Source organism: Massilia arenae (assembly GCF_008014745.1).
Taxonomy (GTDB): Bacteria; Pseudomonadota; Gammaproteobacteria; order Burkholderiales; family Burkholderiaceae_D; genus Telluria; species Telluria arenae.
Genome location: NZ_VPFD01000016.1, coordinates 135,547 through 162,469, shown reverse-complemented (window position 1 = coordinate 162,469; position 26,923 = coordinate 135,547). Strand labels below are relative to the sequence as shown.

General features: G+C 65.3%; 27 protein-coding genes. 12 read left to right on the top strand and 15 right to left on the bottom strand.

Going from position 1 to position 26,923, the window contains the following annotated elements; genetic code table 11:
- Positions 1 to 45: 45 nt before the first annotated feature.
- From FVD38_RS15905 to FVD38_RS15890, 4 genes are all read right to left on the bottom strand, one after another.
- A complete protein-coding gene (locus FVD38_RS15905) occupies positions 46 to 1,140 on the bottom strand; it encodes an alpha/beta fold hydrolase (RefSeq protein ID WP_147935708.1) in 1,095 nt (364 codons plus the stop codon).
- Between the two features lie 161 nt (positions 1,141 to 1,301).
- Positions 1,302 to 3,461, bottom strand: a complete 2,160-nt coding sequence (locus FVD38_RS15900; protein ID WP_147935707.1) for a S46 family peptidase — start codon at positions 3,459 to 3,461, stop codon at positions 1,302 to 1,304.
- Between the two features lie 135 nt (positions 3,462 to 3,596).
- Positions 3,597 to 4,862: a cardiolipin synthase gene (gene cls, locus FVD38_RS15895; RefSeq protein ID WP_187271611.1), complete on the bottom strand. Its 1,266-nt coding sequence runs from the start codon at positions 4,860 to 4,862 to the stop codon at positions 3,597 to 3,599.
- Between the two features lie 82 nt (positions 4,863 to 4,944).
- Positions 4,945 to 5,214, bottom strand: coding sequence for a GlsB/YeaQ/YmgE family stress response membrane protein (locus FVD38_RS15890; RefSeq protein WP_123067791.1), 270 nt, complete (start codon positions 5,212 to 5,214; stop codon positions 4,945 to 4,947).
- Positions 5,215 to 5,516: 302 nt separating this feature from the next.
- Here FVD38_RS15890 and FVD38_RS15885 point away from each other — a divergent pair, with 302 nt between their 5' ends.
- The gene (locus FVD38_RS15885) at positions 5,517 to 6,839 is read left to right on the top strand and encodes a hypothetical protein (protein ID WP_123067792.1); all 1,323 of its coding nucleotides are present in this window, start codon (positions 5,517 to 5,519) and stop codon (positions 6,837 to 6,839) included.
- Between the two features lie 75 nt (positions 6,840 to 6,914).
- Here the strand turns inward: FVD38_RS15885 and FVD38_RS15880 are convergent, their stop codons facing one another.
- Genes FVD38_RS15880 through FVD38_RS15870 form a run of 3 tightly spaced genes read right to left on the bottom strand, consistent with a single transcriptional unit; the run spans position 6,915 to position 8,619 of the window.
- A complete protein-coding gene (locus FVD38_RS15880; RefSeq protein ID WP_147935706.1) occupies positions 6,915 to 7,484 on the bottom strand; it encodes a YceI family protein in 570 nt (189 codons plus the stop codon).
- A gap of 35 nt (positions 7,485 to 7,519) precedes the next feature.
- Positions 7,520 to 8,074 (bottom strand): YceI family protein, encoded by a 555-nt coding sequence (locus FVD38_RS15875; RefSeq protein ID WP_147935705.1) that lies wholly within the window; start codon positions 8,072 to 8,074, stop codon positions 7,520 to 7,522.
- Positions 8,071 to 8,619: a cytochrome b gene (locus FVD38_RS15870; RefSeq protein WP_147935704.1), complete on the bottom strand. Its 549-nt coding sequence runs from the start codon at positions 8,617 to 8,619 to the stop codon at positions 8,071 to 8,073. The genes FVD38_RS15875 and FVD38_RS15870 overlap by 4 nt, the downstream gene beginning before the upstream one ends.
- Positions 8,620 to 8,805: 186 nt before the next feature.
- Here FVD38_RS15870 and FVD38_RS15865 point away from each other — a divergent pair, with 186 nt between their 5' ends.
- A complete protein-coding gene (locus FVD38_RS15865) occupies positions 8,806 to 10,725 on the top strand; it encodes a TOL_0244 family TonB-dependent receptor (RefSeq protein ID WP_370660643.1) in 1,920 nt (639 codons plus the stop codon).
- A gap of 40 nt (positions 10,726 to 10,765) precedes the next feature.
- Here FVD38_RS15865 and purB read toward each other — a convergent pair whose 3' ends face one another.
- Entirely contained in the window at positions 10,766 to 12,145 is a 1,380-nt protein-coding gene (gene purB, locus FVD38_RS15860) for an adenylosuccinate lyase (protein WP_147935702.1), read from the bottom strand.
- A 157-nt stretch (positions 12,146 to 12,302) separates the two neighbouring features.
- On the opposite strand from purB, the gene FVD38_RS15855 reads away from it, so the two are divergent.
- Positions 12,303 to 12,917, top strand: a complete 615-nt coding sequence (locus tag FVD38_RS15855; protein ID WP_147935701.1) for a glutathione S-transferase C-terminal domain-containing protein — start codon at positions 12,303 to 12,305, stop codon at positions 12,915 to 12,917.
- 14 nt (positions 12,918 to 12,931) lie between these two features.
- The gene (locus tag FVD38_RS15850) at positions 12,932 to 13,858 is read left to right on the top strand and encodes a PfkB family carbohydrate kinase (RefSeq protein ID WP_229493713.1); all 927 of its coding nucleotides are present in this window, start codon (positions 12,932 to 12,934) and stop codon (positions 13,856 to 13,858) included.
- Between the two features lie 98 nt (positions 13,859 to 13,956).
- On the opposite strand, the gene bfr is transcribed toward FVD38_RS15850, so the two are convergent.
- On the bottom strand, positions 13,957 to 14,427 hold the full coding sequence (gene bfr, locus FVD38_RS15845; RefSeq protein WP_109346016.1) for a bacterioferritin: 471 nt from the start codon (positions 14,425 to 14,427) through the stop codon (positions 13,957 to 13,959).
- A gap of 388 nt (positions 14,428 to 14,815) precedes the next feature.
- On the opposite strand from bfr, the gene FVD38_RS15840 reads away from it, so the two are divergent.
- Complete coding sequence (locus FVD38_RS15840) at positions 14,816 to 15,613, top strand: MipA/OmpV family protein (RefSeq protein WP_147935699.1); 798 nt, start codon at positions 14,816 to 14,818, stop codon at positions 15,611 to 15,613.
- Here FVD38_RS15840 and FVD38_RS15835 read toward each other — a convergent pair.
- From FVD38_RS15835 to FVD38_RS15825, 3 genes are all read right to left on the bottom strand, one after another.
- Positions 15,585 to 16,943: an ATP-binding protein gene (locus FVD38_RS15835; protein WP_147935698.1), complete on the bottom strand. Its 1,359-nt coding sequence runs from the start codon at positions 16,941 to 16,943 to the stop codon at positions 15,585 to 15,587. The two genes, FVD38_RS15840 and FVD38_RS15835, sit on opposite strands and share 29 nt — an antisense overlap.
- A complete protein-coding gene (locus FVD38_RS15830; protein ID WP_147935697.1) occupies positions 16,940 to 17,605 on the bottom strand; it encodes a response regulator in 666 nt (221 codons plus the stop codon). The genes FVD38_RS15835 and FVD38_RS15830 overlap by 4 nt, the downstream gene beginning before the upstream one ends.
- A 121-nt stretch (positions 17,606 to 17,726) precedes the next feature.
- Positions 17,727 to 17,936, bottom strand: a complete 210-nt coding sequence (locus FVD38_RS15825) for a (2Fe-2S)-binding protein (RefSeq protein WP_123071745.1) — start codon at positions 17,934 to 17,936, stop codon at positions 17,727 to 17,729.
- 235 nt (positions 17,937 to 18,171) lie between these two features.
- Between FVD38_RS15825 and FVD38_RS15820 the strand changes: the two genes are divergently transcribed.
- The 6 genes from FVD38_RS15820 (at position 18,172) to FVD38_RS15795 (ending at position 22,536) form a co-directional block, all read left to right on the top strand.
- On the top strand, positions 18,172 to 18,426 hold the full coding sequence (locus tag FVD38_RS15820; RefSeq protein WP_123071746.1) for a FeoA family protein: 255 nt from the start codon (positions 18,172 to 18,174) through the stop codon (positions 18,424 to 18,426).
- Positions 18,427 to 18,430: 4 nt separating this feature from the next.
- Positions 18,431 to 20,311: a ferrous iron transporter B gene (gene feoB, locus FVD38_RS15815; RefSeq protein WP_147935696.1), complete on the top strand. Its 1,881-nt coding sequence runs from the start codon at positions 18,431 to 18,433 to the stop codon at positions 20,309 to 20,311.
- A 3-nt stretch (positions 20,312 to 20,314) separates the two neighbouring features.
- Positions 20,315 to 20,566, top strand: a complete 252-nt coding sequence (locus FVD38_RS15810; protein WP_147935695.1) for a hypothetical protein — start codon at positions 20,315 to 20,317, stop codon at positions 20,564 to 20,566.
- A gap of 92 nt (positions 20,567 to 20,658) precedes the next feature.
- Complete coding sequence (locus FVD38_RS15805) at positions 20,659 to 21,333, top strand: glutathione S-transferase (RefSeq protein ID WP_147935694.1); 675 nt, start codon at positions 20,659 to 20,661, stop codon at positions 21,331 to 21,333.
- 15 nt (positions 21,334 to 21,348) lie between these two features.
- Positions 21,349 to 22,125 carry a 5'-3' exonuclease gene (locus FVD38_RS15800; RefSeq protein ID WP_147935693.1) on the top strand — a complete coding sequence of 259 codons (777 nt, stop codon included), beginning with the start codon at positions 21,349 to 21,351 and terminating at the stop codon, positions 22,123 to 22,125.
- A 15-nt stretch (positions 22,126 to 22,140) separates the two neighbouring features.
- On the top strand, positions 22,141 to 22,536 hold the full coding sequence (locus tag FVD38_RS15795; protein WP_123071740.1) for a response regulator: 396 nt from the start codon (positions 22,141 to 22,143) through the stop codon (positions 22,534 to 22,536).
- A 6-nt stretch (positions 22,537 to 22,542) separates the two neighbouring features.
- Here FVD38_RS15795 and FVD38_RS15790 read toward each other — a convergent pair whose 3' ends face one another.
- Positions 22,543 to 23,271 (bottom strand): GAF domain-containing protein, encoded by a 729-nt coding sequence (locus FVD38_RS15790; RefSeq protein WP_308616910.1) that lies wholly within the window; start codon positions 23,269 to 23,271, stop codon positions 22,543 to 22,545.
- Between the two features lie 172 nt (positions 23,272 to 23,443).
- Here FVD38_RS15790 and FVD38_RS15785 point away from each other — a divergent pair, with 172 nt between their 5' ends.
- Positions 23,444 to 25,222 carry a sensor domain-containing phosphodiesterase gene (locus FVD38_RS15785; RefSeq protein WP_147935692.1) on the top strand — a complete coding sequence of 593 codons (1,779 nt, stop codon included), beginning with the start codon at positions 23,444 to 23,446 and terminating at the stop codon, positions 25,220 to 25,222.
- 7 nt (positions 25,223 to 25,229) lie between these two features.
- Here the strand turns inward: FVD38_RS15785 and mnmA are convergent, their stop codons facing one another.
- Positions 25,230 to 26,342 (bottom strand): tRNA 2-thiouridine(34) synthase MnmA, encoded by a 1,113-nt coding sequence (gene mnmA, locus FVD38_RS15780; RefSeq protein ID WP_147935691.1) that lies wholly within the window; start codon positions 26,340 to 26,342, stop codon positions 25,230 to 25,232.
- An 18-nt stretch (positions 26,343 to 26,360) separates the two neighbouring features.
- Complete coding sequence (locus FVD38_RS15775) at positions 26,361 to 26,843, bottom strand: NUDIX hydrolase (protein WP_147935690.1); 483 nt, start codon at positions 26,841 to 26,843, stop codon at positions 26,361 to 26,363.
- Positions 26,844 to 26,923: the final 80 nt, after the last annotated feature.

Genomic DNA, 26,923 nt, shown 5'->3' with positions numbered 1-26,923 from the left:
TGCTGTCACCCCGGAGCGTAACGATAAGTATGCCGGAGTGTCAACTCATTGCGTCAGCGGCCGCACATACTCCAGCAGGCTGACCAGGGTCTTGCCCGGCTCTTCCCACGGCGCCATGTGGGCCGAACGCTCGAACCACACCACCCGCTTCGACGGCGCCTTCACCTGCGCCAGCCAGGCCTCGGTCGGTGCAGTCGGCGTCGTGTAGTCGTGGCGGCCCAGGAACATCACGACCGGGATCGGGAATTCCTTCACCTTCGAATAGTCGACCTCGACGAATTCCGGCAGCAGCCGGCCCAGCGTGAGCAGGCTGCCGGCATCGATGGCCTTGACCTGGTCGATCGTGTAGTCGGGCGAGAGCAGCGGCCCCTTGAAGAAGTAAGTGGACTCGCTGCGGTAGGCCGACAGGCCGCCGTAGTGCTGCGGCCACTTGCGCGCGGCCACGATGCGCTCGCGCGTGATCGGCTGGCTGCCGGGATAGGGCGCGATCGCCTGCAGCTCCTTCAGCGCCTCCTTGTCGTCGTGGATGCGCGCCTGTTCCAGCGCATACTCGAAGCCGATGCGTTCATTTTCGCGCACGCTGATCACCTGGCCGATGCCGACGTAGGCGTGGAACAGGTCGGGACGCTTCAACGATGCCGCCATCGAGATCACGGTGCCCCAGCTGTGCGCCATCAGCACCAGCTTCTGCTGGCCGTAGCGCCCGCGCAGGTGTTCGGCCACCTCGATCAGGTCGTCGACGTAGCGTTCGATGCGGATCGTCTCGCCCACGATGGCGGGATCGGTCTCGCCATAGCTCTTGCCGGCGCCGCGCTGGTCGTAGTTGGCGACCGTGAAGAATTCCTCGATCGGGCGCTGGAACTGCCACATGGTCGGTGTGATCGGCGAGGCCGGACCGCCGTGCACGAACAGGATCATCGGATTGGCGCGGTCCTGGCCGCGCACATTGATCCATTGGTCGATGCCGCCGATGCGGGTTTTATAGGAATCCTGCACGCCATGCGGCGCCACGATGCGCTGCAGGTCTTCGACCGCGGCGCGGGCGCCGGCCAGCCGCTTTGCGTCGACACTGTCCTGTGCCGAGGCGTTCGCGCACAGCATGCCCAGCGCGGCCAGGCAGCAGATCAGGGTGTTTTTCATTTCGCTCTCCCGACATTATTTGAATCGAGTGTAGCGAGCGACCCCCGACGCGTCACGGCGTACGCGACAGGCGGGCGAAACGACGGAATAAACTGTGCAAAAGCCCATGAAAAAAGCCGCGCCCCTTGCGGTGACGCGGCCTTTGGAAGAAGAAAGAACGATTACAGCGCGTTCATCTCTTTCAGCAGATTATCCGCCTTGTCGACTTCCTTCATATTCCACAGCATGTAGCGGGTGTCGACCTGGATCGAGCGGGTCATCTTGTTATTGAAGTCCCAGTCCGAAATAATCGAATCCAGGGTGCCGTCGAAGGCCAGGCCGATCAGCTCGCCCTTGGCGTTCAGCGCGGCCGAACCCGAGTTGCCGCCGGTGATGTCCAGCGTCGCCAGGAAGTTGACCGGCAGGGTCTTCTGCTTCGGATCGGCGTACTTGCCGAAGTTCTTCGCCTGGATTGCGGCCAGCTGATTGTCCGGCGCATCGAACTCGCCTTCGCCGGTGTGCTTGGCGGTCACGCCCGACACGGTGGTGAAGGCGGTCCAGCCGGTGGTGCCGTCGGCGCCCACGTCGCGGCCGGCGATCTTGCCGAAGGTGACGCGCAGGGTGCTGTTGGCGTCCGGGTAGACGGCCTGGCCCTTGCTGTTCATGTAGGCGATCTTGGCCTTCATGTAGTTGCCATAGGCTTGCTGGATCTTGCCGGCCGACTCTTCGCCTTTTTCCTCGTCCTTGATGTCGGCATCGTACATCGCGACCGCGGCCTTGATGAAGCTGTCGTTCGAGGCCTTGAAGTCGGCTGGCGACTTCTTGAGCCAGGCGGTGCGCTCTTCCTTGCTGGCCAGCTTGGAACCGGCATAGATGCGGTCCAGCGCCGACTTCAGTTCGGCTTCGCTCATGCCCGGCTTGATGCCCAGGGCGGCGTCGAACGATGCGTCATGCTCGGCGGCCGGCTGCGCGTTGTACTGCTTCAGGAAGTTCAGCACCAGCGCCTTGTCGACTTTCTCGTCGTAGGTGCGGTCCTGGCCTTCGATGACCGAGGTCAGGCGCGGCAGGTCGCGGTCCTGGTAGCCGGTCTTGCGCTCGGTGTCAGGCTTGGCGCGTTCGTTGGCCAGGCGCACCAGGGTGCGTGCCGAGGTCAGGAACTTCGGCTGGGCATAGGTCAGGAAGAAGCCTTTTTTGGTGCCGGCGTCGCGTTCGGCGATCAGCTTCTCGGCCGCGTCGATGTCGGCGCCGTACTGCGCCTTGCGCGATGCATCGGCATTCACCCAGGCCTTGAGCGCATTGTGCTCGGCGGTCTTGCGTTGCAAGAAGTCGCTGCTCTGGTACGAGACCAGCATGCCCTTGCGGTTCTTGTAGTAGTTGTTCACGCCGGCGATCTGGCCGGCGTACTTGAGGCGCGCGGCCGGGTCGTTCTTGGTCTCGCGGTCGATGATGGCCAGCGTTTCGCCCGAGGCTTGCACGAAGGCCGGGTAGTTCCAGTCGAAGGTGAAGGCCACTTCGGACGGCAGGCGGTGGCGGTTGGTGCGGCCAGGGTAGCCCAGCACCATCACGAAGTCGCCTTCCTTGGCGTGGTCTTGCGCCAGCTTGATGATGTGCTTCGGCTTGTACGGCACGTTGTCCTTCGAGAACTCGGCCGATTTGCCGTCCTTGCTCACATAGGCGCGGTAGAAGCCGTAGTCGCCGGTGTGGCGCGGCCACATCCAGTTGTCGGTGTCGCCGCCGAACTTGCCGATGCCGTCGGCCGGCGCGTGCACCAGGCGCACGTCGCGGATCTCGAGCTGCTTCAGGCGGTAGAACTCCAGGCCGCCGTAGTAGCTGGCCACGGTGCAGCGGTAGCCGGCATCCTGTTCGCAGGCCGCCACCAGGGTCTTCTGGTTCTTTTCGATGGCGTCGATGCGGGCCTTGCCGGTCAGCTTGGCCACTTCTGGCGTGATGACCTGGTTGCTGACGTTGGTCACCTCGTCGGTGACGAAGATACGGCTGCCTGGCGAAGCCGGCAGTTCGTCAGCCATGGTCTTGGCCAGGAAGCCGTTCTTGAGCAGGTCGCGCTCCGGGGTCGAGTTGACGGCGATGCTGTTGTAGACGCAGTGGTGGTTGGTGACCACCAGGCCCTGCGGCGACACGAAGGAAGCCGAGCAACCGCCCAGGCTGACGATGGCGCCCATCGGGAACTCGGTCAGCTTGGTGAGGTTGGCCGGATCCAGCTTGAGGCCGGCGGCTTTCAGTTGCTTGGCCACTTGTGGCAGCTGTTGCGGCATCCACATGCCTTCGTCCGCGTGGGCGGCGAAGCTGCTCAGGATGGCGAGCGAGAGAAGGGTTTTTTTCATGCGCGTAATCTTGGTTGGGAAGGGATACTCATGGACCTCGGAGCGTCCATGAGTATGGTAATCCCATGCTGGATCGTCAACCGCTATTTCGAGCGCGCAAGCAAATTCCGTTTTTCCTTCGTTTCGCCGTGTTTACTACAGCTGCTTGTCGACCAGCGACACCGCCCAGGTACTGAAGCGCTGCCACCACGGGCGTTGCGCGAACTTGTGCTCGGTCACCGGCGTGGCGCGTGCCCAGTCCTGTTCGTAGATCTCGCTCATCTGCGCCGCGAAGTCTTCATCCAGCACGTTCAGGTTGGCCTCGTCGTTGATGCTGAACGAGCGGTTGTCGAAGTTGGTCGAACCGACCGATACCAGGAGTTTGTCGACGATCAGCGTCTTGACGTGGTACATGGTCGGCTTGTATTCCGAGATCTGCACACCTGCATCGAGCAGCTCGGGCCAGCGGTCGCGCGAGGCGGCCTTGACCAGGTCGGAATCGATGATCGGGCCAGGCGTGATCAGGCGCACCCGCACGCCGCGTTTCGCGGCCGCGATCAGGGTGCGGACGGTCAGGTCATCCGGCACGAAATAGGCGGCCGACAGGTCGATCGTCTCGCGCGCGGCGGTGATCGACATCAGGTACATCAGGTGCATGCTCTCGCTGCCGCCGGTCGGCGAGCTCGAGAACATCTGGGCGGGCATCGTGCCTTTTGGTTCCAGCGCCGGGAAGTAGTCGGGACCGTCCAGCACTGCGCCGGTGGCCTTGGTCCAGTTGTCGTTGAACACTGCCTGGATCTGGCCGACCACCGGGCCTTCGATCCTGAAATGGCTGTCGCGCCAGTGATTCTCGTCTTCGGCATTGCCGCGCCACTGGTCGGCGATGCCGACCCCGCCAGTGAAACCGATCTTGCCGTCGATGACCAAGAGCTTGCGGTGGGTGCGGTTGTTCATGCGCGCCAGCTTCCACCATACCGGCTTGTGATAGCGCTGCACGCGCACGCCGGCTTTCTTCATTTCGTCCACCAGCGCATTGTCCATCTTCATGCTGCCCATGAAGTCGAGCATGACGTGGACCTTCACGCCGGCGCGGGCGCGCTCGGACAACGCTTCTGAAAATTCCTTGCCGATCGATTCCGACCAGTAGATATAGGTTTCCAGGTTGATCGACTTTTCCGCCTGGCGAATCGCGGCCAGCATGGCGGGGAAGATCTGGTCGCCATTGATCAAGGCGTCGACCTTGTTTCCTTCAAGAATAGGGGGGCCGAGCAGCACACCCATCGAGCGGCGGAATTGCGGGTCGTGGGTGTCGTACTGCCGTGTCAGTTGCCGTTCGATCTGCTTTTCGCTCGGCATGAAATTCAGCGCCAGCACGCCAAGCACCAGCGTCGCGGCGACCGTGATCAACACTGTCCAGAACATTTTTGGGCTCATCAATAAAACCACAGAGGAAAAAAAACCAACGCACGTGGCGTTGGTTTTTACAGATTGCGTGTCGTACTCATTAACGAACGCGACCGCGGCGCAGCAGATTCACGATGGCCAGCAGGATGACCGCGCCCAGGAACGAGACCAGGAGCGAAGCGACACTGAAGTCGTCCGAGTTGATGGTGCCGGTGCCGAACAGCGGCGACAGCAGCCAGCCGCCCAGGAAGGCGCCGATGATACCTACGACGACGTTAAGAATGATGCCTTGCTCTGCGTCGGTTTTCATGACCATGCTGGCAAGCCAGCCCAGGATGCCGCCGACGACGATCCAGATGATGAATAACATGGTTGCTTCCTCCTCAAGTAAAAAGACATACCCCCAGGCCCAACAATTGCCGTGACCATGGGAAAAAGTCTAGAGATGCGTCCCCGTCAGGTCGGTGCGGCAACTCACGTTAGATAGCGTTTTTGCATCGCTGTTCATGCACCGGTCCGATCGATCGTGGCCGCGTTGGCCGCATTTCGGCGGGTCTGTGTCAACCGTGCGTCATCGAACAGAGCCATGCAGCTCATGGGCATAAGGTGGACCTCCCTGGCAGTGCCGCTTCGACAGCGCCTGGCCACCCCAACTACCAGAAAGGATTTGACATGAGCAGCTACGACACCAATCGTCAGGACCAGAACCAGCGCATGGTCACCGGCCTGTTCCCCGACCGCGCCAGCGCCGAGCGCGCCTATGGCACCGTGTCCGATCGCGGCTATACCCGCGACGACGTCAACCTGATGATGTCCGACACCACCCGCACGACCCACTTCGCCGATAAGGATACGGAACTGGGCAGCAAGGCGGCCGAAGGCGCGGGCATCGGCGCCGGCATCGGCGGCACCATCGGCGCCGTGCTGGCCGGTATCGCGGCGGTCGGCACCACGCTGGTGCTGCCGGGCCTGGGCGTGGTCGTCGCCGGCCCGTTGGCGGCGGCCCTGGCCGGCGCCGGCGCGGGCGGCATCACGGGTGGCCTGATCGGCGCGCTGATCGGCGCCGGCATCCCCGAAGAACGCGCCAAGCACTATGAAGAAGGCATCAAGAACGGCGGCATCGTGATGGGCGTGCATACCCGCTCCGACGAAGACGCGGCCCACATCCAGGAATCCTGGACCAAGCAGGGCGGCTCGCACGTGATCGGCGCCGGCCTGGGCATCGCAGGCGGCGCGGCGCTGGGCGCCACGGTCGGCACCGTTGCCGGTCCGATCGGCACCGTGACCGGCGCCGTGGTCGGCGGCGTGGCGGGCGGCATCGCCGGCAAGGGCGTGGGTGAAGTGGTCAATCCGAAGGCCGGCGACGACCTGGCCGAACACCACCTGGCCAAGGGCGTGGGCGCCGGCACCGGCGCAGCCGCCGGTGCGGCGATCGGCGCCGTCGGCGGTCCGATCGGGATGGCGGCGGGCGCCGTGGTCGGCGGCCTGGCCGGGGGTGCGGCAGGCCGTGGCGCGGGCGAGGTCGTCAATCCGAAGGTCGGCGACGAACTGCATGACCATAACCTGGCGCAGGGCGTGGGCGCCGGCGGCGGCGCGACCGCGGGTGCGATCATCGGCGCTGCGGCCGGCCCACTGGGCGTGGCGGCGGGCGCGGCGATCGGCGGCCTGGCGGGCGGCGCGGCCGGCAAGGGCGTCGGCCACATGGTCAATCCGCACGAGGAAAACGAGTACTGGCGCACCCAGTACCAGACCCAGCCGTACTACACGCCGGGCTACACCTATGACGACTACGCGCCGGCCTATGCGCTGGGCTACAACAGCTATGGCAAATACGATGGCGGCTATGACGCCAACGAAAGCCACCTGGCAGGCGAATGGGACCGCTCGAAGGGCAATTCGCGCCTGAAGTGGGACCAGGCCAAGTCGGCCACCCGCGCCGGCTGGCACCGCGTCGAGCGCGCGATCCCGGGTGATTTCGATCGCGACGGGCGTTGATCGCACCGCGTTGAAACGGTCGTAAAAAAGCCCCGCCGGTGCGAACCGGCGGGGCTTTTCACATGGTTCGATCGATCAGCGCTTGACGGCTTCGACCTGGATCGCCAGCTTCACTTCCGGCGAGAAGTTCGGCAGGCCGAAGCTGATGCCGAAGTCGTCGCGCTTGAAGGTGCCCACCACGTCGGCGCCGCAGGCTTCTTTCTTGAGCATCGGGTGCATGATGCACTTGAACTTGTCGATCTGCAGCGTCAGCGGCTTGGTCACGCCGTGCAGGGTCAGCTCGCCGTCGACCGAGGTCGGCACATCGCCGGTGTACTTGATCGACTTCGACTTGAAGGTCGCGGTCGGGTACTTGGCGGCGTCGAAGATGTCCGGCTTCTTGGCGTGCTCGTTCATCTTTTCGTGGCCGAAGTCGATGCTGTTGATGTCGACGGTGATGTCCAGCGAGCCGGTCTTGGCTTCGCGGTCCAGGGTCACGCTGCCGCTCGACTTGTTGAACTTACCGCGCCATACCGACAGGCCCATGTGGTCGGCCTCGAAGCTTGGGTAGGTGTGGTTCGGCTCGATGTCATAGGTGACCGGCGCGGCGAAGGCGGTGCTGGCGGCGAGGGCGGCGGCGGCCGCGATCAGGTGCTTGATCTTCATGTAGTGATGTCCCTTGTGAGTGTGGTGGTGGTGAATTATGGTGCTGCGGTGACGCGGAACTTGATGACGACTTCATCGGCGACCATGCTCGTGTCCTTCCACTCGCCTTCGCCGATGTTGAAGGCCAGCCGCTTGATCGGCAGCTGCCCCTCGAATACCTGTTTGCCGCCTTCGGCCTTGACCGCGAGCGGGAAGGTGACGTCAGCGGTCTTGCCCTTCAGGGTCAGCTTGCCCGACACGTTCAGCTTGCCGGCGCCGCTTGGTGCGATGCTGGTGGACACGAAGCTGGCTTTCGGGAATTGCGCCGAATTGAACCATTCCTTCTTGGCGACTTCCTTGTTGTACATCGGGTCGCCGATGTCGAAGCTGGCGGTATTGATCTCGACGTTCGCCTTCGAGGCGGCCGGCTTGGCCGCGTCATAGTCGATGGCGGCGCTGAAGCTGCGGAACGGCGCTTCCACCGGCACGTTCATCTGCTTGAACACGGCCGAGACGCTGCTCTTGGCCGAATCGGTCTTGAGCGGGACGGCGATGGCGATGGCGCTGGCGCCGACCAGGGTCGCAACCAGCAAGGCCTTGAATGGTTTCATCGTTTTTCCTTCGGAGTAGGGATGGGGAGCATGCGCTGCATCACGCCGTCGCGGTCGACCAGCAGGTGCTTGAAAGCGGCCAGCACGTGCAGGGCCACCAGGGCGGCCAGCAGCATATTGAGCCAGTAGTGCACGCCGCGCAGCAGGACGCGCAGCTCGGGATCGGGGCCGATCAGCACCGGCAGCGGGATCTCGCCGAAATACACGACCGGGAAGCCGGCCGCCAGGCTGAAGAAATACCCCGACAGCGGCACCGCGAACATCAGCACGTACAGCAGCACGTGCAGGCCATGCGCGGCGCCGCGCTGCCAGGCCGGCATCGCGTCGGCATACTGCGGCGGGTCATTGAACAGGCGCCACAAGAGGCGCAGCGCGGCCAGGCCGAGCACGGTGACGCCGGCCCATTTGTGCCAGTTCGTGTAGCGGAGCTTGGCCATGGTGATGCCCTGGATATCGGTCATGACCAGGCCGAGCGTGAACGTGCCGATGATGGCGATGGCGATCAGCCAGTGCAGCACGATAGCGGGCAGCGTATAGCGGCGCATGTTTGTATTCAAGTAACTAGTACGAGTTAGAACTAACCAACTATAGCAAAAAAGCGGTCACCGTGCTGCAGAGTGTGATTTCTGTTGCAGACACTAGCACGGACTTGTAAAACATGCACCATTTGGCCCGGCTGAATGTAAAATCGGCTCATGAACGTGTTTATCACTTATTGCTGCCGGAACCTTGTGTTGGCCACGGGCGTTGCCGCCTGGCTGGCGCTGCCCGCCATTGCCGCCCCCGCCGGGCAGGCCGACCTGGCCGACCTGTCGATCGAGGAGCTGGCCAATATCCAGGTGACCTCGGTGTCGAAGCGCCCCGAGCGCCTGCAGGATGCGCCGGCGGCCGTGTTCGTGATCACGGCCGACGACATCCGCCGCTCCGGCGCCGATTCGCTGCCCGAGGCGCTGCGCCTGGCGCCCAACCTGCACGTGGCGCGCGTCAACGGCTATGCCTATTCGATCAGCGCGCGCGGCCAGAACAGCGGCGGCAGCGTGCTGTCGAACAAGCTGCTGGTATTGATCGATGGCCGTTCGGTGTACACGCCGCTGTTTGCCGGCGTGTTCTGGGACGCCCAGGAGGTGCTGCTCGAAGACGTCGAGCGCATCGAAGTGGTGAGCGGGCCGGGCGGCGTCATGTGGGGCCTGAACGCGGTCAACGGCGTCATCAACATCACGACCCGCTCGGCGCGCGACACCCAGGGCGGCATGCTGGCGCTGCAGGGCGCGAATGACGGCAGCGGCGGCGCCGCCTTCCGCCAGGGCGGCACGAGCGCGGGCGGCGTGGCCTGGCGCGCCTATGGCAAGTTCATGCGCCGCAGCGACAGCGACCGGGTCGGCGGCGGACGCATCGACGACGCCTACCGGCGCAGCCATGCCGGCGTGCGCGCCGACTGGGAGCAGGGCGGCGACCGTTACTCGGTGGTCGGCAACGTCTACCAGGGGCGGCTCGACCAGCCGCAGCCGGGAGAAATCGCGGTGCCGGGCGGCCCCACCGATCTCGATCGCGTGCGCTCCGACGGCGCCAACCTGACCGCGCGCTGGCAGCGTCAGCTCGCGGACGGCGGCGAGGTCGCCGTCCAGGCCTACCTGGATCACACGGTGCGCGAATCGCCGCCCTTGTTCAGCGAGCGCCTGACCACGGCCGACCTGCAGTTCCAGCACACGCTGCCGGTCGCCGGCCGCCATGGGCTGATGTGGGGCGCCAACTACCGCCAGACGCGCGACCGCGTCGGCAACACCCAATACGTGGCCTTCCTGCCGGCCGATACCAACCAGCGCTGGGGCAGCCTGTTCGTGCAAGACGAGATCGCACTGGATGACGCCTGGCGCCTGACGCTGGGTGGACGCGCCGAGTACAACCATTACACCGGTGTCGAATGGTTGCCGAGCGCACGCCTGTCGTGGCGCATGTCGCCGCAGCACGCCTTCTGGGCCTCGGCGGCGCGCACCGTGCGCGCGCCGGCGCGGCTGGACGCCGACGCCTGGGTGCCGGGGCAGCCGCCGTTCATCCTGCGTGGCGGGCCCGAGGTGCGCAGCGAAGTGGCGCGCGTGATCGAGCTGGGCTACCGCGGCCAACCGACGGCGGCGCTGTCGTATTCGGTCACCCTGTTCCATACCGACTACGACCACCTGCGCACGCAAGAACTCGATCCCAGCGGCAGCTACCTGCAGTTCGACAACCTGATGGAAGGCCGCGCCAGCGGCATCGAAGCCTGGGGCAGCTGGCAACCGATGCCGCGCTGGCGCCTGTCTGCCGGCTGGACCGCGCTGCACCAGCGCCTGCAGCTCAAACCCGGCGGCAACGACGTGGCGGGCCTGCGGGCGGCGCGGCGCGACCCCTCGCATACCGCGCAACTACGATCGAGCTACAACATCGACGACGCGCGCGAGATCGACGTCACCGTGCGCCGGGTGGGCGAGATGCCGGCGTCACGGGTGGCGTCGTACACGGCGCTCGATGCGCGCTTCGGCTGGCGTGTGCGGCCGGGACTGGCCCTGTCGGTATTTGGCGAGAACCTGAACGGCGGGCATGCGGAGTTTGGCTCCAGCACGTATTGGGCCCAGTTCGAGCGCCGGGTGGGCGTCAGGTTGCGGTGGGATTATTGAAGAAGCGATGCCGCCGGACGGCGGCATCGCTTGATATCGCTTAGATATCGGCTGCCAGCTTGGCTGCCAGGCCCGTGTAGTTCGCCGGCGTCATCGCCAGCATCAGGTCCTTGGCTTCCTGCGGCACGGCCAGCGTCTCGATGAACTCGCGCAGCGCTTCGCGGGTGATGCCCTTGCCGCGGGTGAGTTCCTTGAGCTGCTCGTACGGGTTGGCGATGCCGTAGCGGCGCATCACGGTCTGCACCGGCTCGGCCAGCACTTCCCAGTTCGCGTCCAGGTCCTGCTCGAGGCGGGCGGCGTTTACTTCCAGCTTGTTCAGGCCGCGCAGGCAGCTGTCATAGGCCAGCAGGGCGTAGCCGAAGCCGACGCCGATATTGCGCAGCACCGTCGAATCGGTCAGGTCGCGCTGCATGCGCGAGACCGGCAGCTTGTCGGCCATGTGGCGCAGCACCGAATTGGCCAGGCCCAGGTTGCCTTCCGAGTTCTCGAAGTCGATCGGGTTGACCTTGTGCGGCATGGTCGACGAACCGATTTCGCCGGCCTTGAGCTTCTGCTTGAAGTAGCCCAGCGAGACATAGGTCCAGATGTCGCGGTTCAGGTCGAGCAGGATGGTGTTGGTGCGCGCGATGGCGTCGAACATCTCGGCCATGTAGTCGTGCGGCTCGATCTGGATCGTATAGGGATTGAAGGTCAGGCCCAGGCGCTGCTCGATCACGTTCTTCGAGAAGGTCGGCCAGTCGAATTCCGGATAGGCCGACAGGTGGGCGTTGTAGTTGCCGACCGCGCCATTCATCTTGCCCAGGATCTCGACGTCGGCGATGCGGCGGGCGGCGCGCTGCAGGCGCGCGACCACGTTGGCCATTTCCTTGCCGAGCGTCGTCGGGCTGGCGGTCTGGCCGTGGGTACGCGACAGCATCGGCAGCGCCGCGTTGGTGTGGGCGATCTCGGTCAGCTTGGCGATGATGGCTTGCAGCGCCGGCAGCATCACGCCGTCGCGCGCCGCCTTGAGCATCATGCCGTGCGAGGTGTTGTTGATGTCTTCCGAGGTGCAGGCGAAGTGGATGAATTCGCTGGCCGCGACTAGTTCGGGCACGTCCTTGACCTGCTCCTTGAGCCAGTATTCGACCGCCTTGACGTCATGGTTGGTGACCGCCTCGATTTCCTTGATGCGGGCGGCATCCTTTTCGCCGAATTCGGCGGCCATCTTGTCGAGGTGAGCGATCGCTTGCGCGGAGAATGGCTTGATCTCGGCAAAGCCGGCCTGCGACAGCGCCTGCAGCCACGCGATCTCGACCTTCACGCGGTGGTGCATGAAACCCGTTTCCGACAGGATCGGGCGCAGCTTGTCGGTTTTCGAAGCGTAACGGCCGTCGAGCGGGGACAGGGCCGACAAGGTAGGGGACAGGGCGGTAGAGGTCATGGCAGCAGTGGCGGTCAAAAACGCGGATTTTACCACCGGACGGGCGGCGAACCCTTGCGCATGCCGCAGTTCGGGAGTGTGTTGGGGCGGCGACAGCGCAGGTTTTACGGCAGGGGCCGATGCTATACTGGGTTTCGATTCCCAACTGCGACCTCCCATGAAACTCATCGGTTCTGTCACCAGCCCCTACGTCCGCAAGGTCCGTGTCGTGCTGGCGGATAAAAAGCTCGACTATTCCTTTATCCAGGAGAATGTCTGGGCCGCCGATACGACCATCCAGCAGACGAATCCGCTGGGCAAGGTTCCATGCCTGGTGATGGAAGACGGCAGCACCCTGTACGACTCGCGCGTGATCGCCGAATACCTCGACACGCTCACCCCGGTCTGCAAGCTGCTGCCGCCGAACGGCCGCGACCGGGCCGAGGTCAAGGTCTGGGAAGCCCTGGCCGACGGCGTGCTCGACGCCGCCGTGCTGGTGCGCCTGGAAACCACCCTGCGTCCCGAGGCCCAGCAAAGCCCCGAGTGGATAGCCCGCCAGTGGGGCAAGGTGCACGCCGGCCTGCGCGTGATGTCCGAGCGCCTCGGCGAGTCAAGCTTCTGCGCCGGCAACCACTATTCGCTGGCCGACGTCGCCGTCGGCTGCGCCCTGGGCTGGATCGCCTTCCGCTTCCCCGACATCGACTGGCGCGGCGACTACCCGAACCTGGCGCGCCTGTTCGACAAGCTGTCCGAACGCCAGTCGTTCAAGGACACCGTCCCCTTCCTCGCATGAACGGCGCGCCGGGCATGTCCACCGCCGTGGTGTTCGGCGAAGCGCTGGTCGACGATTTTCAGCCCGAGCAGGTCGTCGGCGGGGCGCCGTTCAACGTGGCGCGCCACCTGGCCGCCTTCATGGCGCCGGTCCTGGCCATCACCCGCATCGGCGACGACAAGAGCGGCCAGCTGGTGCACGCCGAGTTCGAGCGCTTCGCCATGAGCGAGGCCGGGTTGCAGCGCGACCCGCTGGAAGAGACCGGCCGCGTGCTGGTCGAGCGCGGCGCGCGCGGCCACCGTTTCACGATCTTGCCGAACCAGGCCTATGACTTCATCGACCGCGCCGCGGCGGTGGCGAGCGTGGACGGTGTCACGCCGGGCATCGTCTATTTCGGCATGCTGGCCCAGCGCCACGAGGCGTCGCGCGGCGCGCTCAAGGCGGTGCTGGACAGCGCCGCCGGCACGGCAGTGCGCTTCCTCGACCTGAACCTGCGCGACGGCCAGTACGACGAGCGCGGCGTCACCCGTTCGCTGCAGGCGGCGAACATCGTCAAGGTCAACGAAGAAGAATTGCAGGCGCTGTTCGGCTGGCACTTCCAGATCAAGCCCGACGATCCGCCGCTGGCGGCCGACGAGGTGCACGCCTCGTGCCAGGCACTGCTCAAGATGTTCTCGCTCGACGCCCTGATCGTCACCCTGGGCCACCGCGGCTCGGTGTACTTCGACAGCGAGGGCCGGGTGCTGACCCAGCGCGATCATCCGGCCCCGCCGTTCGTGATCGATACGGTGGGGGCGGGCGACGCCTTTGCGGCGATCTTCCTGCTGGGACGGATGCGCGGCTGGCCGCTGGAAACAAGCCTGGCGCGCGCGAACGAATTCGCCGGCGCGATCTGCGCGATTCCCGGCGCGGTGCCGAGGGATATGGGGTTCTACGACAAGTGGATGACGCGCTGGCGCTGACAACTTCCAGCCGCGTTGATGGGTCGTTCCCGCGAAGGCGGGAACCTAAGTAAAACGATCAGCCGACAACGCCAAACGACGTCGCCGGCCACATCAAATCACGAAGCGATCTGGCTCTGCAGGTAATTCTGGATGCCGACCTTGACGATCAGGTCGAGCTGGGTTTCCAGCCACTCGATGTGCTCTTCGGTGTCTTCCAGGATCATCAGGAACAGGTCGCGCGACACGTAGTCGGCGGCCGCTTCGCAGGCGGCGATGCCTTCCTTGACGGTCACTTGCGCGCCGCGTTCGAGTTTCAGGTCGCATTCCAGCATTTCCTGGGTCGATTCGCCAATCATCAGCTTGTGCAGCGCCTGCAGGTTCGGCAGGCCGTCGAGCATCAGGATGCGGTCGATCAGCTTGTCGGCGTGCTTCATTTCGCCGATCGATTCTTCGTATTCCTTTTTACCCAGTTTTTCCAGGCCCCAATGGCGGTACATGCGTGCATGCAGGAAATACTGGTTGATCGCGGTGAGTTCGTTGGTCAGCTGTGCGTTCAGCAGACGGAGAACGTTTTGATCGCCTTTCATTTGGAGCCCCTGATGATTTTGAATGGGCTCAATGATAGCAAACAAGCCGACGAAATATGCCCTCAAAAGGGAGAAAATTAGCGAAAAAAGCGCATTAAATCGAAGAAAAAGCCACAAAATGCGGCGTAATAAAAACCGTTCTCACTCCACGTTGATAACGCTTCTCGCTACCGCAAAAATGAAATGAGACCGCGTCTCGTTTCACTGCATTCAGCCATTATCTCCAGCTTCTTTCCCGCATTAAAAACCGCATTAAAAACCGCGTTAAAAACCGCATTAAAAACCTATTAATCACAGCTTGGCATTGTTCGCCCTGCCGTGGCGCGCCATGGTACGCCCGCCGCCAGGATAGGCGACAGGCGATTCGCCCCACCGTTAGAGGACATCGATGAACCAAGCACTTCACCCCTTTCGCATCCTGGCCCCGGCACTGGCCTGTGTCGTTCCTGCCTGCCTCGTGCCGGCATCCGCCCAGGTCGTGGCGCCCGAGCAGCTCGCCGCCGAAGCGTTGCCCAAGACCTCCCAGTGGGGCCTCGGCTTCGGCGCCGGCTTCGATAAAAGCCCGCTGCGCGACTTCGACGACGAGGTCGACCCGCTGCCGCTGGTGCTGTACGAGAGCAAGCACCTGAGTGTGTTCGGCGCGCGTATCGACTACAAGCTGCCATCGTATGGCCCGCTGCAGTTCCGTCTGCGCGCGCGCTACGCCAACGACGGCTACGAAGCCAAGGACTCGCCCTATCTGGCCGGCATGGAAGAACGCAAGGGCGGCCTGTGGCTGGGCGGCGCCGCGATCTGGCGCAGCGGCGCCACGAGCGTGGCGGGCGAATTCACCGCCGCCACCGGAGACGCCGAGGGCAAGCGCATCAAGCTGGAACTGAACCGCGAATTCCGCACTGGCGCCGTCACCATCACCCCGCGCATCGGGGCCGAGTGGTACGACAAGGACTACGTCGACTACTACTATGGCGTGCGCGCCAACGAGGTACGCGCGGGCCGCAGCGCCTACAGCGGCGACTCGTCGCAGGCGATCGAGGCCGGCGTGCGCTTCGGCTACGCCTTCCAGCGCCGCCACAACTTCTTCGTCGACGTCAGCGCCAAGTCGCTGGGCAGCGAGATCAAGGACAGTCCGCTGGTGGAACGCTCCACCGAGAGCAGCATCAAGCTGGGCTATCTGTACGCGTTCTGAAGGCGACCCGCACCGCGAAGCCGCGGCCGGCCAGCCCGCTGCCGGTCTCGATGCGCGCATCGTGCAGGCGAACGATGGCGGCCACCAGCGACAGGCCGATGCCGCTGCCGCGGCCCTGGTTGCCGGGCAGGCGGTAGAAGCGCTGGAAGATGGCGCCGTGCTCGGCCTCCGGCACGCCGGGGCCGTCGTCGGCCACGCTCAGCCACGGTCCATCGGGTCCCACGCCGCAGGCCACCTCCACCCGTCCGCCGTCGCGCGCGAAGCGCACCGCATTGTCCAGCAGGTTGCGCAGCAGGGTCCCGAGCTCGTCGAGATTGCCCTCGACCCAGGCCGGCGTCTTCACTGAGACGAGCGTGCAGCCGAGGCGCTGCGCGTGATAGGTATATTCATGCACCACATGCTCGACCACCACAGCCAGGTCGAGCGCTTCGGTGCTGATCGAACACGACATCGCATCGAGCCGCGCCACGTCGAGCAACTGCTCGGCCATGCGCGCGCTGCGCCGCACACCCTGCTGCAGCATCTGCAGCGCTTCCGCGCGTTCGGCGTCGCTGCGCGCATGCAGGGCGACGTCGACGTGGGCCTGCAGCACCGACAGCGGCGTGCGCAGCTCGTGGGCGGCGTCGCCCAGGAAGCGGCGCTCGTTCGCCACCGCCTTGTCGAGCTGCACCAGCAGGTGGTTGAACGAGGTGACCAGGGGCCGCAGCTCGACCGGCAGCGCCGCCACCGGCAGCGGCGTCAGGTCGAAGTCCTTGCGCCGCAACAGCGCGCGCTCGATCACGGACAGGGGACGCAGCGAACGATCCAGCGCATGCAGCAGCAGCAGCGCCACCAGCACCAGCACCGCCGTCATCGCCGCCAGCGCCGTCAGCGTCTCGCCATACATCTCGCGGTCGATCACGTTTTGCAGGTTGGCGACCTGCACCGACACCAGGCCGTCGCGGTCCGAGATCGTGTACACGCGCCAGGTCTTCCCGCTTGCCTCCACGCTGGCAAAGCCATTGCGAAAGCTCGGCTGGAACGGCTTCGCGGGCGCGGCCGGCGAGCGGATCATCAGCCTGCGGTCATGGCTCCAGACCTGGATCGCGAAGTTCTCCGGGTCGCGCTGCATCTCGGGCGGCAATTCGAGGTTGGGGCCGAACGGGCCCTCGTTGATTTCCTCGGCCGGCAGCGACAGCAGCAGGCGGGTGCCGAAGGATTGCAGCTTGCCGTCCCACAGGCTGTGCTCGTTGCTGGCCGTATAGATGGCGACCACGCCGCCGCCGCAGATCCAGCAAAAGGCCAGCGCCAGGCTGAACACGCAGCGCACGCGGGCGCGGATCGAGTTCACGCCACGTCCTTGCCCAGGCGGTAGCCCTGGCCGTGCACGGTCTCGATGATGTCTTCGCCGAGCTTGCGCCGCAACTGATGGATGAAGACGGCGATCGTATTGCTCTCGACGTCGCCGTCCGCGCCATAGATCAGCGTTTGCAGGTGACTGCGCGCGATGATGTGGCCGGGGCGCTCCATGAAGACGAGCAGGGTGCGGTACTCGTAGGCGCTCAGGGGCACCGGCTGGCCGTCGCAGGTGACGGCCTGGCGCGCCACGTCCAGCACCACGTTGCGGCAGGTGAGCGTCGGCACCGTCTTGCCTTCGCTGCGCCGGGTCACGGCGCGCATGCGCGCCCACAGCTCGCTGAATTCGAAAGGTTTGACGAGATAGTCGTCGGCGCCGGCATCCAGGCCGGCGATGCGCTCGGACATCTGGGCGCGCGCGGTCAGGATGATGACCGGCGTCGCGTTGTACGCCGCGCGCAGGCCACGCAGCAGGGACAGGCCCGACTCTCCCGGCAGGCCGAGGTCGAGCAGGATCACCGAATAGACGTTGTCGAGCAAAGCCAGGCGCGCGCTTTCGGCGTCGGCCGCATGGTCGAGGACAAGGCCTTCTTGCCGCGCGCGCTCGCGGATGGCGGCAGCGAGCATGGCATCGTCCTCGACGAGCAGGATGTTCATGGGGAGCGGTGGAGAATCCGGGAGCGGGAAGTATAACGCCGCCGGATTAATGACCTTTTAAGACGCCCCGGACAAAAAAAAGCCTCGCAGCTTTGCGAGGCGGGGGAGGCAGGATCTGGTGTCAGGCCGCTTGCGGGAGGCGGCGCACTTCGGTAATCGTGGTCTTGCTGTCGAGATGGGTATGCAGGACTTCACGCGCATAGCTGACGCAGGTGCCGCACATGGTGCCGACGCCGAGTTCCTTGCGCAGTTCAGCAATCGACGAGATGCCCAGATCGACGGCCTGGCGGATTTCACGGTCGGAGATGTTGTTGCAGACGCAGACGATCATCAGAGCTACCCTTGCTAATTACACTATAAAAATGCGAATCATTCTCATTTGCGTTGCTATTTTCTGTAAACTCGGCGGCAAACGCAAGCGGATTTTGCGTATCGTGTGCACTTTTTTTGTGCTTTTCGTCCAGGCAATGACAAGCTGCAAATAGTAATAGTTCGCATTTAGGTTTATGATGTCGGCATCATTCCTGTCGCTGTCTCATAAGCGCAACAACCATTTGGAAGCTGCCATGACCCTAGCCCCCTCCCTGTCCACACTCGACTCGCTGAAAGCGGGCCAGAGTGCCACCGTAGTCCAGCTGGCGCCGCATGCGCAGGGCGGCGTCGATGTGCAACGCCGCCTGATGGAGCTGGGCTTCGTGCCGGGCGAGCGCATCCGCGTGCTCAAGCGCGTGATGAAAGGCCCGCTGGCGGTCAAGGTCGGCGAGTCGACGTTCGCCCTGCGCCCGTTCGAAGCGGCGCTGGTCTCGATCAAGGCGGATTGAACGAATGGGAGTCATGGATCAACAAGTCGCGGCCCGTACGCCGCTGGTGGCACTGCTGGGCAACCCGAACTGCGGCAAGACCGCACTCTTCAACCGTCTCACCGGCTCGCGCCAGAAGGTCGCGAACTATGCCGGCGTCACCATCGAGCGCAAGGAAGGCAGCTTCAAGTCGCCGGCCGGCCGCGCTTTCCGCGTGCTCGACCTGCCGGGCGCCTACAGCCTGAATGCGCAAACGCCGGACGAAGGCATCACGCGTGACGTGGTGGCCGGCCTGCGCCCGGGCGAAGCCGCGCCGGACGCCATCCTGTGCGTGGTCAACGCGACCAATCTGCGCCTGAACCTGCGCCTGGTACTTGAGCTCAAGCGTTTGGGCCTGCCGATGGTGCTGACCCTGAACATGGTCGATGTCGCCAAGAAGCGCGGCATCGAGATCGACACCGCCAGGCTGTCGCAGGAACTGGGCATGCCGGTGGTGGAAACCGTCGCCATCCAGTCGGGCGGCGAACAGGCGCTGCTGGCCGAACTCGATCGCATGACGTTCGACGCGCCGGTCAAGGCCAACCCGCTGTCGGCGATCGACGCGGTGCCGGTCGAAGAGACCCAGCGCGAGGTGCGCCGGATCCTCGCCGCCGCCGTCTCCACCGCGAAGGACACCGGCAACCTGACCGAAAAGGTCGACAACGTGGTGCTGCATCCGGTCGCGGGCCCGATCATCCTGGCCGCGCTGATGTTCCTGATCTTCCAGGCCGTGTTCAGCTGGGCCGGCACGCCGATGGACCTGATCGAAGCCGGTGTCGGCGCGCTGGGCGAATTCGTCGGCGACCTGCTCGGAGAAGGCCTGCTGCACAGCCTGATCGTGGACGGCATCATCGCCGGCGTCGGCAGCGTGCTGGTGTTCCTGCCGCAGATCCTGATCCTGTTCTTCTTCATCCTGCTGCTCGAAGACGTGGGCTACCTGCCGCGCGCGGCCTTCCTGCTGGACCGCATCATGGGTAGCGTCGGCCTGTCGGGCCGCGCCTTCCTGCCGCTGCTGTCCTCGTTCGCCTGCGCGATTCCCGGCGTGATGGCGGCGCGCACGATCCAGAACCCGCGCGACCGCCTGGTGACGATCATGATCGCGCCCTTGATGACCTGTTCCGCGCGCCTGCCGGTGTATGCGCTGCTGATCGCGGCCTTCATCCCCGACCAGACCGTGGCCGGCTTCCTCAACCTCAAGGGCGTGGTGCTGTTCATCCTGTACATGGCCGGCATCCTGTCGGCGATGGCGGTGGCCTGGTTCATGCGGCGCCGCAGCGAATTCAAGCAGCAGGCGCTGATGCTCGAACTGCCGGCCTATCACTGGCCGCAAGCGGGCGCACTGGTCTCGGGCCTGTGGGAACGCGCCAAGATCTTCCTGATGCGGGTCGGTACCCTGATCCTGACCATGATGATCCTGCTCTGGCTGCTGTCGAGCTTCCCGGGCGCGCCGGAAGGCGCCACCGAACCGCCGATCTACTACAGCGTGGCCGGCATGATCGGCCGTGCGCTGGAAGTGATCCTGGCGCCGATCGGCTTCAACTGGCAGATCGCGATCGCCCTGGTGCCGGGCATGGCCGCACGCGAAGTCGCGGTCGGCGCGCTGGGCACCGTGTACGCGCTGTCGGGCGGCGACGAAGTCGGCGACCTGCTGGCGCCGATGATCGCCGAATCGTGGTCGCTGGCCACCGGCCTGGCGCTGCTGGCCTGGTATGTCTACGCGCCGCACTGCCTGCCGACGCTGGCCACCGTGGCCCGCGAAACCGGCAGCCGCAAGTACGCCTGGATCATGGCCGGCTATATGTTCGGCCTGGCCTACGTGGCGGCCTTCATCGTCTACCGCGTCACCCTCGCCATCACAGGAGCGTAAATCATGCAGGAACTGGCCGTCGTCATCATCGTCTCGTTGGCCGCGCTGTACCTCGGCGCGAAGTACATGTCGGCCAGCCTGCGTGCGCGCATCGTGCTGCGCCTGACCCGGGGCGGGCGCAGCTCGGCCATCGCGCGCTGGCTCGACAAGACCGGCGGCGGCGGTTGCGGCGGCGGCAGCTGCGGCAGCGGCTGCGCACCCCAGCAACCGGATCCGCCGGGCAAGCACCGCGTGATCAAGCTGCACCAGCGCTGATCCGTCTCCACGGCCCGCGCTGTCGGCGCGGGCTTGTTGGCGCATGCGCAACAGTGCTAAGCTGGCGCCCATCGCCACTTCCCGTATCCGCCATGATCGTCGTCCACCACCTGAACAACTCGCGCTCGCAGCGCATCCTGTGGCTGCTGGAAGAGCTGGGCCTGGACTACGAGATCAAGCGCTACCAGCGCGACCCCAAGACCATGCTGGCGCCGCCCGAGCTCAAGGCCGTGCACCCGCTGGGCAAGTCGCCCGTCATCAGCGACGGCGAGCTGGTGGTGGCCGAATCCGGCGCCATCGTCGACTACCTGGTCGAGCAGTACGGCCAGGGACGCCTGAAGCCGGCGGCCGGCACCCCGGCGCGCCTGCGCTATACCCACTTCCTGCACTACGCCGAAGGCTCGGCGATGCCGCCGCTGCTGCTCAAGCTGGTGTTCGACAAGGTCGAGAACAGCCCGATGCCGTTCTTCGTCAAGCCGATCGCGCGCGGCATCGCGCAAAAGGTCAAGGGCAGCTTCGTGCTGCCGCAGATCGCGCTGCACCTGGCCTACCTGGAAGGAGAGCTGGGCAAGCACCCCTGGTTCACCGGCGAAGAATTCACGGCGGCCGACATCCAGCTGAGCTTCCCGCTGGAGGCGGCGGCCTCGCGCGGCGGGCTCGATGGCAAGTACCCGAACCTGCTTGATTTCCTCAGGCGCATCCATGCGCGCCCGGCTTACGGGCGCGCGCTCGAGCGTGGCGGCAAATACGAGATCGGCAAGGCGTAAGAGGATCCATCAAGCATGGCCAAGCTGCTCGCCATCGACGGCCTGAACATCGTACGCCGGGTGTACGAGGCCAGTCCCGAACCGGACTCGGACCTGAAGGCCAGTATCGCCTTGCGCCACGCCTTCTCGTCGTTTCGCAAGGTGCTCGATACGCATGCGCCGACCCACGTGCTGGCGGCCTTCGACCACGGCGGCGATAACTGGCGCCACGCCCTGTATCCGCGCTATCGCGAAGGCAGGGCGGCGATGCCCCATGAACTGCGCGCGGCGCTGCCCGAGTTCCACGAGCGCCTGCGCGCGGCGGGCCTGCACGTGGTGTCGATTCCCGAGGTCGAGGCCGACGACGTGATCGCCACCGGCGTGATGCGCTGGCTGTCGGAAGGACGCGGGGAGGCCATCGTCGCCACCACCGACAAGGACTTGCATCCGCTGATCGCGCACGGCGCGCTGGTATGGGACCATTTCAAGAACGAATGGCATGACGACGCCTGGGTGCGCCAGCGCTTCGGCGTGGCGCCCGAGCGGCTGCACGACCTGCTGGCGCTGATGGGCGACCCGACCGACGGCGTGCCGGGCGTGTCCAAGGTCGGCATGAAGACGGCCGCGCGCCTGCTCAATGCCTACGGCAGCCTCGACGCCGTGGTCCAGGGCGCCGGCATCCTCAAGACGCCGCTGGGCGAAAGGCTCCGTGCCGAGCGTGAGATACTCGAGATCTCGCGTTGCCTGGTGTCGCTCAAGCTCGACGTGCGCCTGGGCGTGACCTGGAATATGCTGGCCTATGACTCTCACTAAACAGAAAGCGACGCGATGCTCAAGGCGGTAATCGTGGATGGAAACGCGGTCTCGCGGTCGATGCTGGGCACCGTGCTGGCCGACGGCAGTTACGAGGTGGTGGGGGCGACCCACACCAGCGCGCTCGGCTACGGCCTGGCGATCAAGCACCGCCCACACGTGCTCTGCATCGCGCGCGAGCAGGTCGAGGACGGCAACAACGTGGTCGAACAGCTGCGCGCCGAGCTGCCCAAGACCCTGATCTTCCTGGTCTCGGGCACGCTCGATGCGCAGGCGGTGCAGTCGGCGGCGGCGCGCGGCGTGCACGGCTTCATCGTCAAGCCGTTCAAGGCCGACACCGTGCTCAAGACCATCCGCAATACCGTGATCGCCTTCGTCAAGAAGCAGCAGGCGGCACCGAAGGCCGAGTGAGCGCCGTTAGCCGCGGCGCCTGACTTCGTCGGACGCGATGGCGGCCAGTTCGCGCAGCGCGCGCAATTCGCGCTCGCGCAGGCGGCGCGGCTCGCGGTCCAGCACGCACAGCGAACCGAGCGCCAGCCCGTTGGCGTCGAGTACCGGATAGCCCGCATAGAAGCGGATATGCGGCGCGCCCGTCACCAGGGGATTGGCGGCGAAGCGCGGGTCGGCGCCAGCATCTTCCACCACGAATGCGCCGTCCTGCATGATCGTATGGCTGCAGAAGGCCACCTCGCGCGGGGTCTCGCGCCGCTCGATACCGATGCGCGACTTGAACCACTGGCGCTGGCCGGACAATAAGGTCAGCAGGGCCATGGGGCATTCGGTCACGTGGCTGGCCAGCCACGTCAGGCGGTCGAACATTTCTTCCTCGGCCGAGTCCATCAGCTTCGTCGCGGCCAGCGCCGTCAGGCGCTGCGCTTCGTTGGACGCCACCGGATACCCTGGAGACTGCGTCGGGAGGAACTCGCCGGAGAGCCGCTCGGCCTGCGCCATGGGCAGGCTGGCCTCGCGTTGCCGCATCAGCTGGGTCACCGCGCTCAGGCGCACCCGGCGATGGCCGCCAGGCGTCTTCCAGGTCGGCAGCGCGCCGCCTTCCATCCAGACCTGGGCGGTGCTCACCGCCACCCCCAGCAGCCGCGCCGCTTCGCGCGTGGTCAGGATCGGATCGTCGTCGGTTCTCGTCATCATCGTGTGCTGTATTGCTGCAATACGTGAATTTTACACTAAGCAACAAAAAAATGACGAATGTGACGATAGAATTGGTGATAATTGTTGACTGCGGGAATTTTTATTGCAACAATGAATCATAACTCGTCAATTCCGTCATTTCTGGTGCATGTGCGCCAGCCAGGGGCCAACCATGAACTCACCGATCGAACCAGCACTATTGGCCCCGTCCCTCCATGAAGCGGCGCGTCTCGAAGCCCTGCATCGCCTCGAATTGCTGGACACCCCGCCGAGCGAGGCCTTCGACCGCATCACGCGAATGGCTGCCCAGTTGTTCAATCTGCCGATCGCGGCGGTGTCGCTGACCGACAGCGACCGCCAATGGTTCAAGTCGAAGGTCGGCGTCGGGCATGACTCGATTCCGCGCCTGCGCGCGCCATGCGCAGAGGTGGCCGATACGGCCCACGTGCTGGTCGTGCCTGACCTGCTTGAAAATTCCTATTTTCGCGACAGCAAGCTGGCCGCGGACGGCATCCGTTTCTACGCCGGTGCACCGCTCGTGACCAGCGACGGTTTTGCGCTGGGAGCGATGTGCGTGCTGGGCACCGAACCGCGCCAGGTGACGGAAGCCGAGCGCCAGGCGCTGCAGGACCTGGCGACGATGGTGATGACGCAGATCGAGCTGCAGCATGCGCTGGGGCGGATCGACCCGGTCAGCGGCCTGCCCAACCGCAACCAGTTCATCGTCGACTTCAACGACATGGAACTGGCCGAGCCGGCCGGCGACATGCGCCTGGCGGCCCTGGTCAGCCTGGCCAGCCCGCAAGAGCTGAGCGACGCCCAGCGCGTGATGGGAGCCGGCTACCTGGACGAGATGGTGCGCGACGTGGTGCCGCAGCTGCGCCTGGCCGGCTCCGGCAAGATCTATCATGTCGGCAGCACCCAGTTCGCCTTCTTCGCGCCGCGCGGCGTCACGCTCGAGACCTTCCGCACCCACATGCAGTCGTGGCTCGACGCGCGCGCCAGCCACGGCCAGGCGCGCTTCATCACCACCGTCACGGTCGGCATCGCGCCGTTCACGGTCGGCCAGACCGAGGGGCTGGACCTGCTGCGCAATATGCACAGCGCGGCCCACGACGGCCTGGCCGCCGAGCGCTGCGTGCGGGTGTTCTCGTCCGAGCACGACGCCATCCTGCAGCGCCGCTTCTGGCTGGTGAACGCCTTCGGCGCCGCGCTCGAGAGCCGCAACCAGCTGCACCTGGTGTACCAGCCCAAGGTCGGCCTGCACGACGGCGCCTGCGCCAGCGTCGAGGCGCTGCTGCGCTGGAGCCATCCCGAGGCGGGCGTCATCTCGCCGGGTGAATTCATCCCGGTGATCGAAGGCACCTCGCTGGCGCGCGCCACCACCGAATGGGTGCTGGCCGCCGCGATGCGCCAGATGGCCGCATGGCGCCAGGAAGGCGTCACCTTGCAGGTGGCGGTGAACGTGTCGGCGGTGAACCTGGAAGAGCCGGACTTCTGCGATCGCGTATTGAAGCTCCTGGTGCGCCACGGCCTGCCGCCATCGAGCCTGGCGATCGAGCTCACCGAGAGCGCGCTGATGCGCAACCCGAAGGTGGCGCAGGCCACGCTGGAACGCCTGGCGCAGGCCGGCGTGCAGTTGGCGATCGACGATTTCGGCACCGGCTACAGCAGCCTGTCGTACCTGCAAAGCCTGCCGGCCAACGTGGTCAAGATCGACCAGAGCTTCATGCGCAACCTGGCGCATGACGAACGCCGGCGCGCGCTGGTGGGGACGATGATCAAGCTGTCGCACGACCTGGGCCACAAGGTGGTGGCCGAAGGCGTGGAGACGGTGGAAGTGGAGGATTTCCTGCGCGCGGCGGGCTGCGACGAGGTGCAGGGCTACCTGCACGCGCGCCCGCTGGCCCCGAACGCGCTGGCCGAATGGCTGGCCGGGCGCGCTCGCTAAGGACTGCTCAGGCGGGGCCCGAGCGGGCGTCGATGATGCCGCCGCCCAGGCAGACGTCGCCGTCGTACAGCACGGCCGACTGGCCGGGCGTGACCGCCCATTGCGGGTCGGTGAAGTCGAGGGCAAATCTGCTGTCGCCTTCGGCCAGCACCTTGCAGGCCACGTCGGCCTGGCGATAGCGGGTCTTGGCCGCCAGCTCGCGCGGATCGGGGGCCTCGCCCGCGATCCAGCTGGCCTGGCCGGCCTCCAGGCGGTTCGACAGCAGCCATGGGTGGTCATGGCCCTGCACGATGTACAGGGTGTTGGCCTCGATGTCCTTGCGCGCCACGAACCACGGCTCGCTGATGCCGTCGGCGGTCTTGCGCGATTTGAGGCCGCCGATGCCGATGCCCTTGCGCTGGCCCAGCGTGTAGAACGACAGGCCGACGTGTTCGCCGACCTTGCTGCCGTCGTCGAGCCTGATCGGGCCCGGTTTATAGGACAGGTAGCGGTTAAGGAAGTCGCGGAACGGGCGCTCGCCGATGAAGCAGATGCCGGTCGAATCCTTCTTGGCCGCGTTCGGGAGCTTGAGCTTCTCAGCGATCTTGCGCACCTCGGTCTTCGGGATCTCGCCCAGCGGGAACAGCGACTTCGAGAGCTGCGCCTGGTTCAGGCGGTGCAGGAAGTAACTCTGGTCCTTGGTGGCGTCGAAAGCCTTCAGCAGTTCGAACTTGCCGCTGCCCGTGTTCTCGCGCACGCGCGCGTAGTGGCCGGTGGCGATCAGGTCGGCGCCCAGCTTCATCGCATGGTCGAGGAAGGCCTTGAACTTGATCTCGGCGTTGCACAGCACGTCCGGGTTGGGCGTGCGGCCGGCCTGGTATTCGCGCAGGAACTCGGCGAACACGCGGTCCTTGTATTCGGACGCGAAATTGACCGCCTCGATGTCGACCCCGACCACGTCGGCCACACTGGCCGCGTCGATCCAGTCCTGGCGCGTCGAACAGTATTCGGAGTCGTCGTCGTCTTCCCAGTTCTTCATGAACAGGCCGACCACGTCGTAGCCTTGTTCTTTCAGCATCCACGCCGCGACCGAGGAGTCGACTCCGCCCGACATCCCGATCACGACTTTTTTCTTGCTCATGTTACGTCCGTATTGAATTCAGATCCCGCCCTCGAACACCGAGGGATGGGTGTGCAGCAGGGACAGGGGCGTGCTCTGGCCAGACAGGTAGTCGTCCACGCACCGGAGCACGATCGGGCTGCGGTGGCGGTCGGCGGTGGCGGCGATCTCGTCGCGCGTCATCCACAGGGTGCGCAGGATGCCTTCGTCGAGCGGCTGGTCGAACTTGCGGCCGACGGCCCCGGCGAAGGTGAAGCGCAGGTAGGTGACGTCGGCATTGCGCGACTTCGAGTGGTAGCGCGACATATACATTCCCACCAGCGTGCGCGGTATGAACTCGTGGGCGGTTTCCTCGAGCGCTTCGCGCACGACCGCTTGTTCCAGCGATTCGTGCGGGTCGAGATGACCGGCGGGCTGGTTCAGCTTGACGCCCTCGCTCGTCTCTTCTTCGATCAGCAGGAAACGGCCCTCGTGCTCGATGATCGCAGCCACGGTAACCGATGGTTTGAAGATGTCGCTCATGCCTGTCCTTGAAAATGAGCCGGTATTCTACCTCGGGCGGGGGCTGCTCTGCTCAGCCTTGCCCTTCCTGTGGCGCTTGC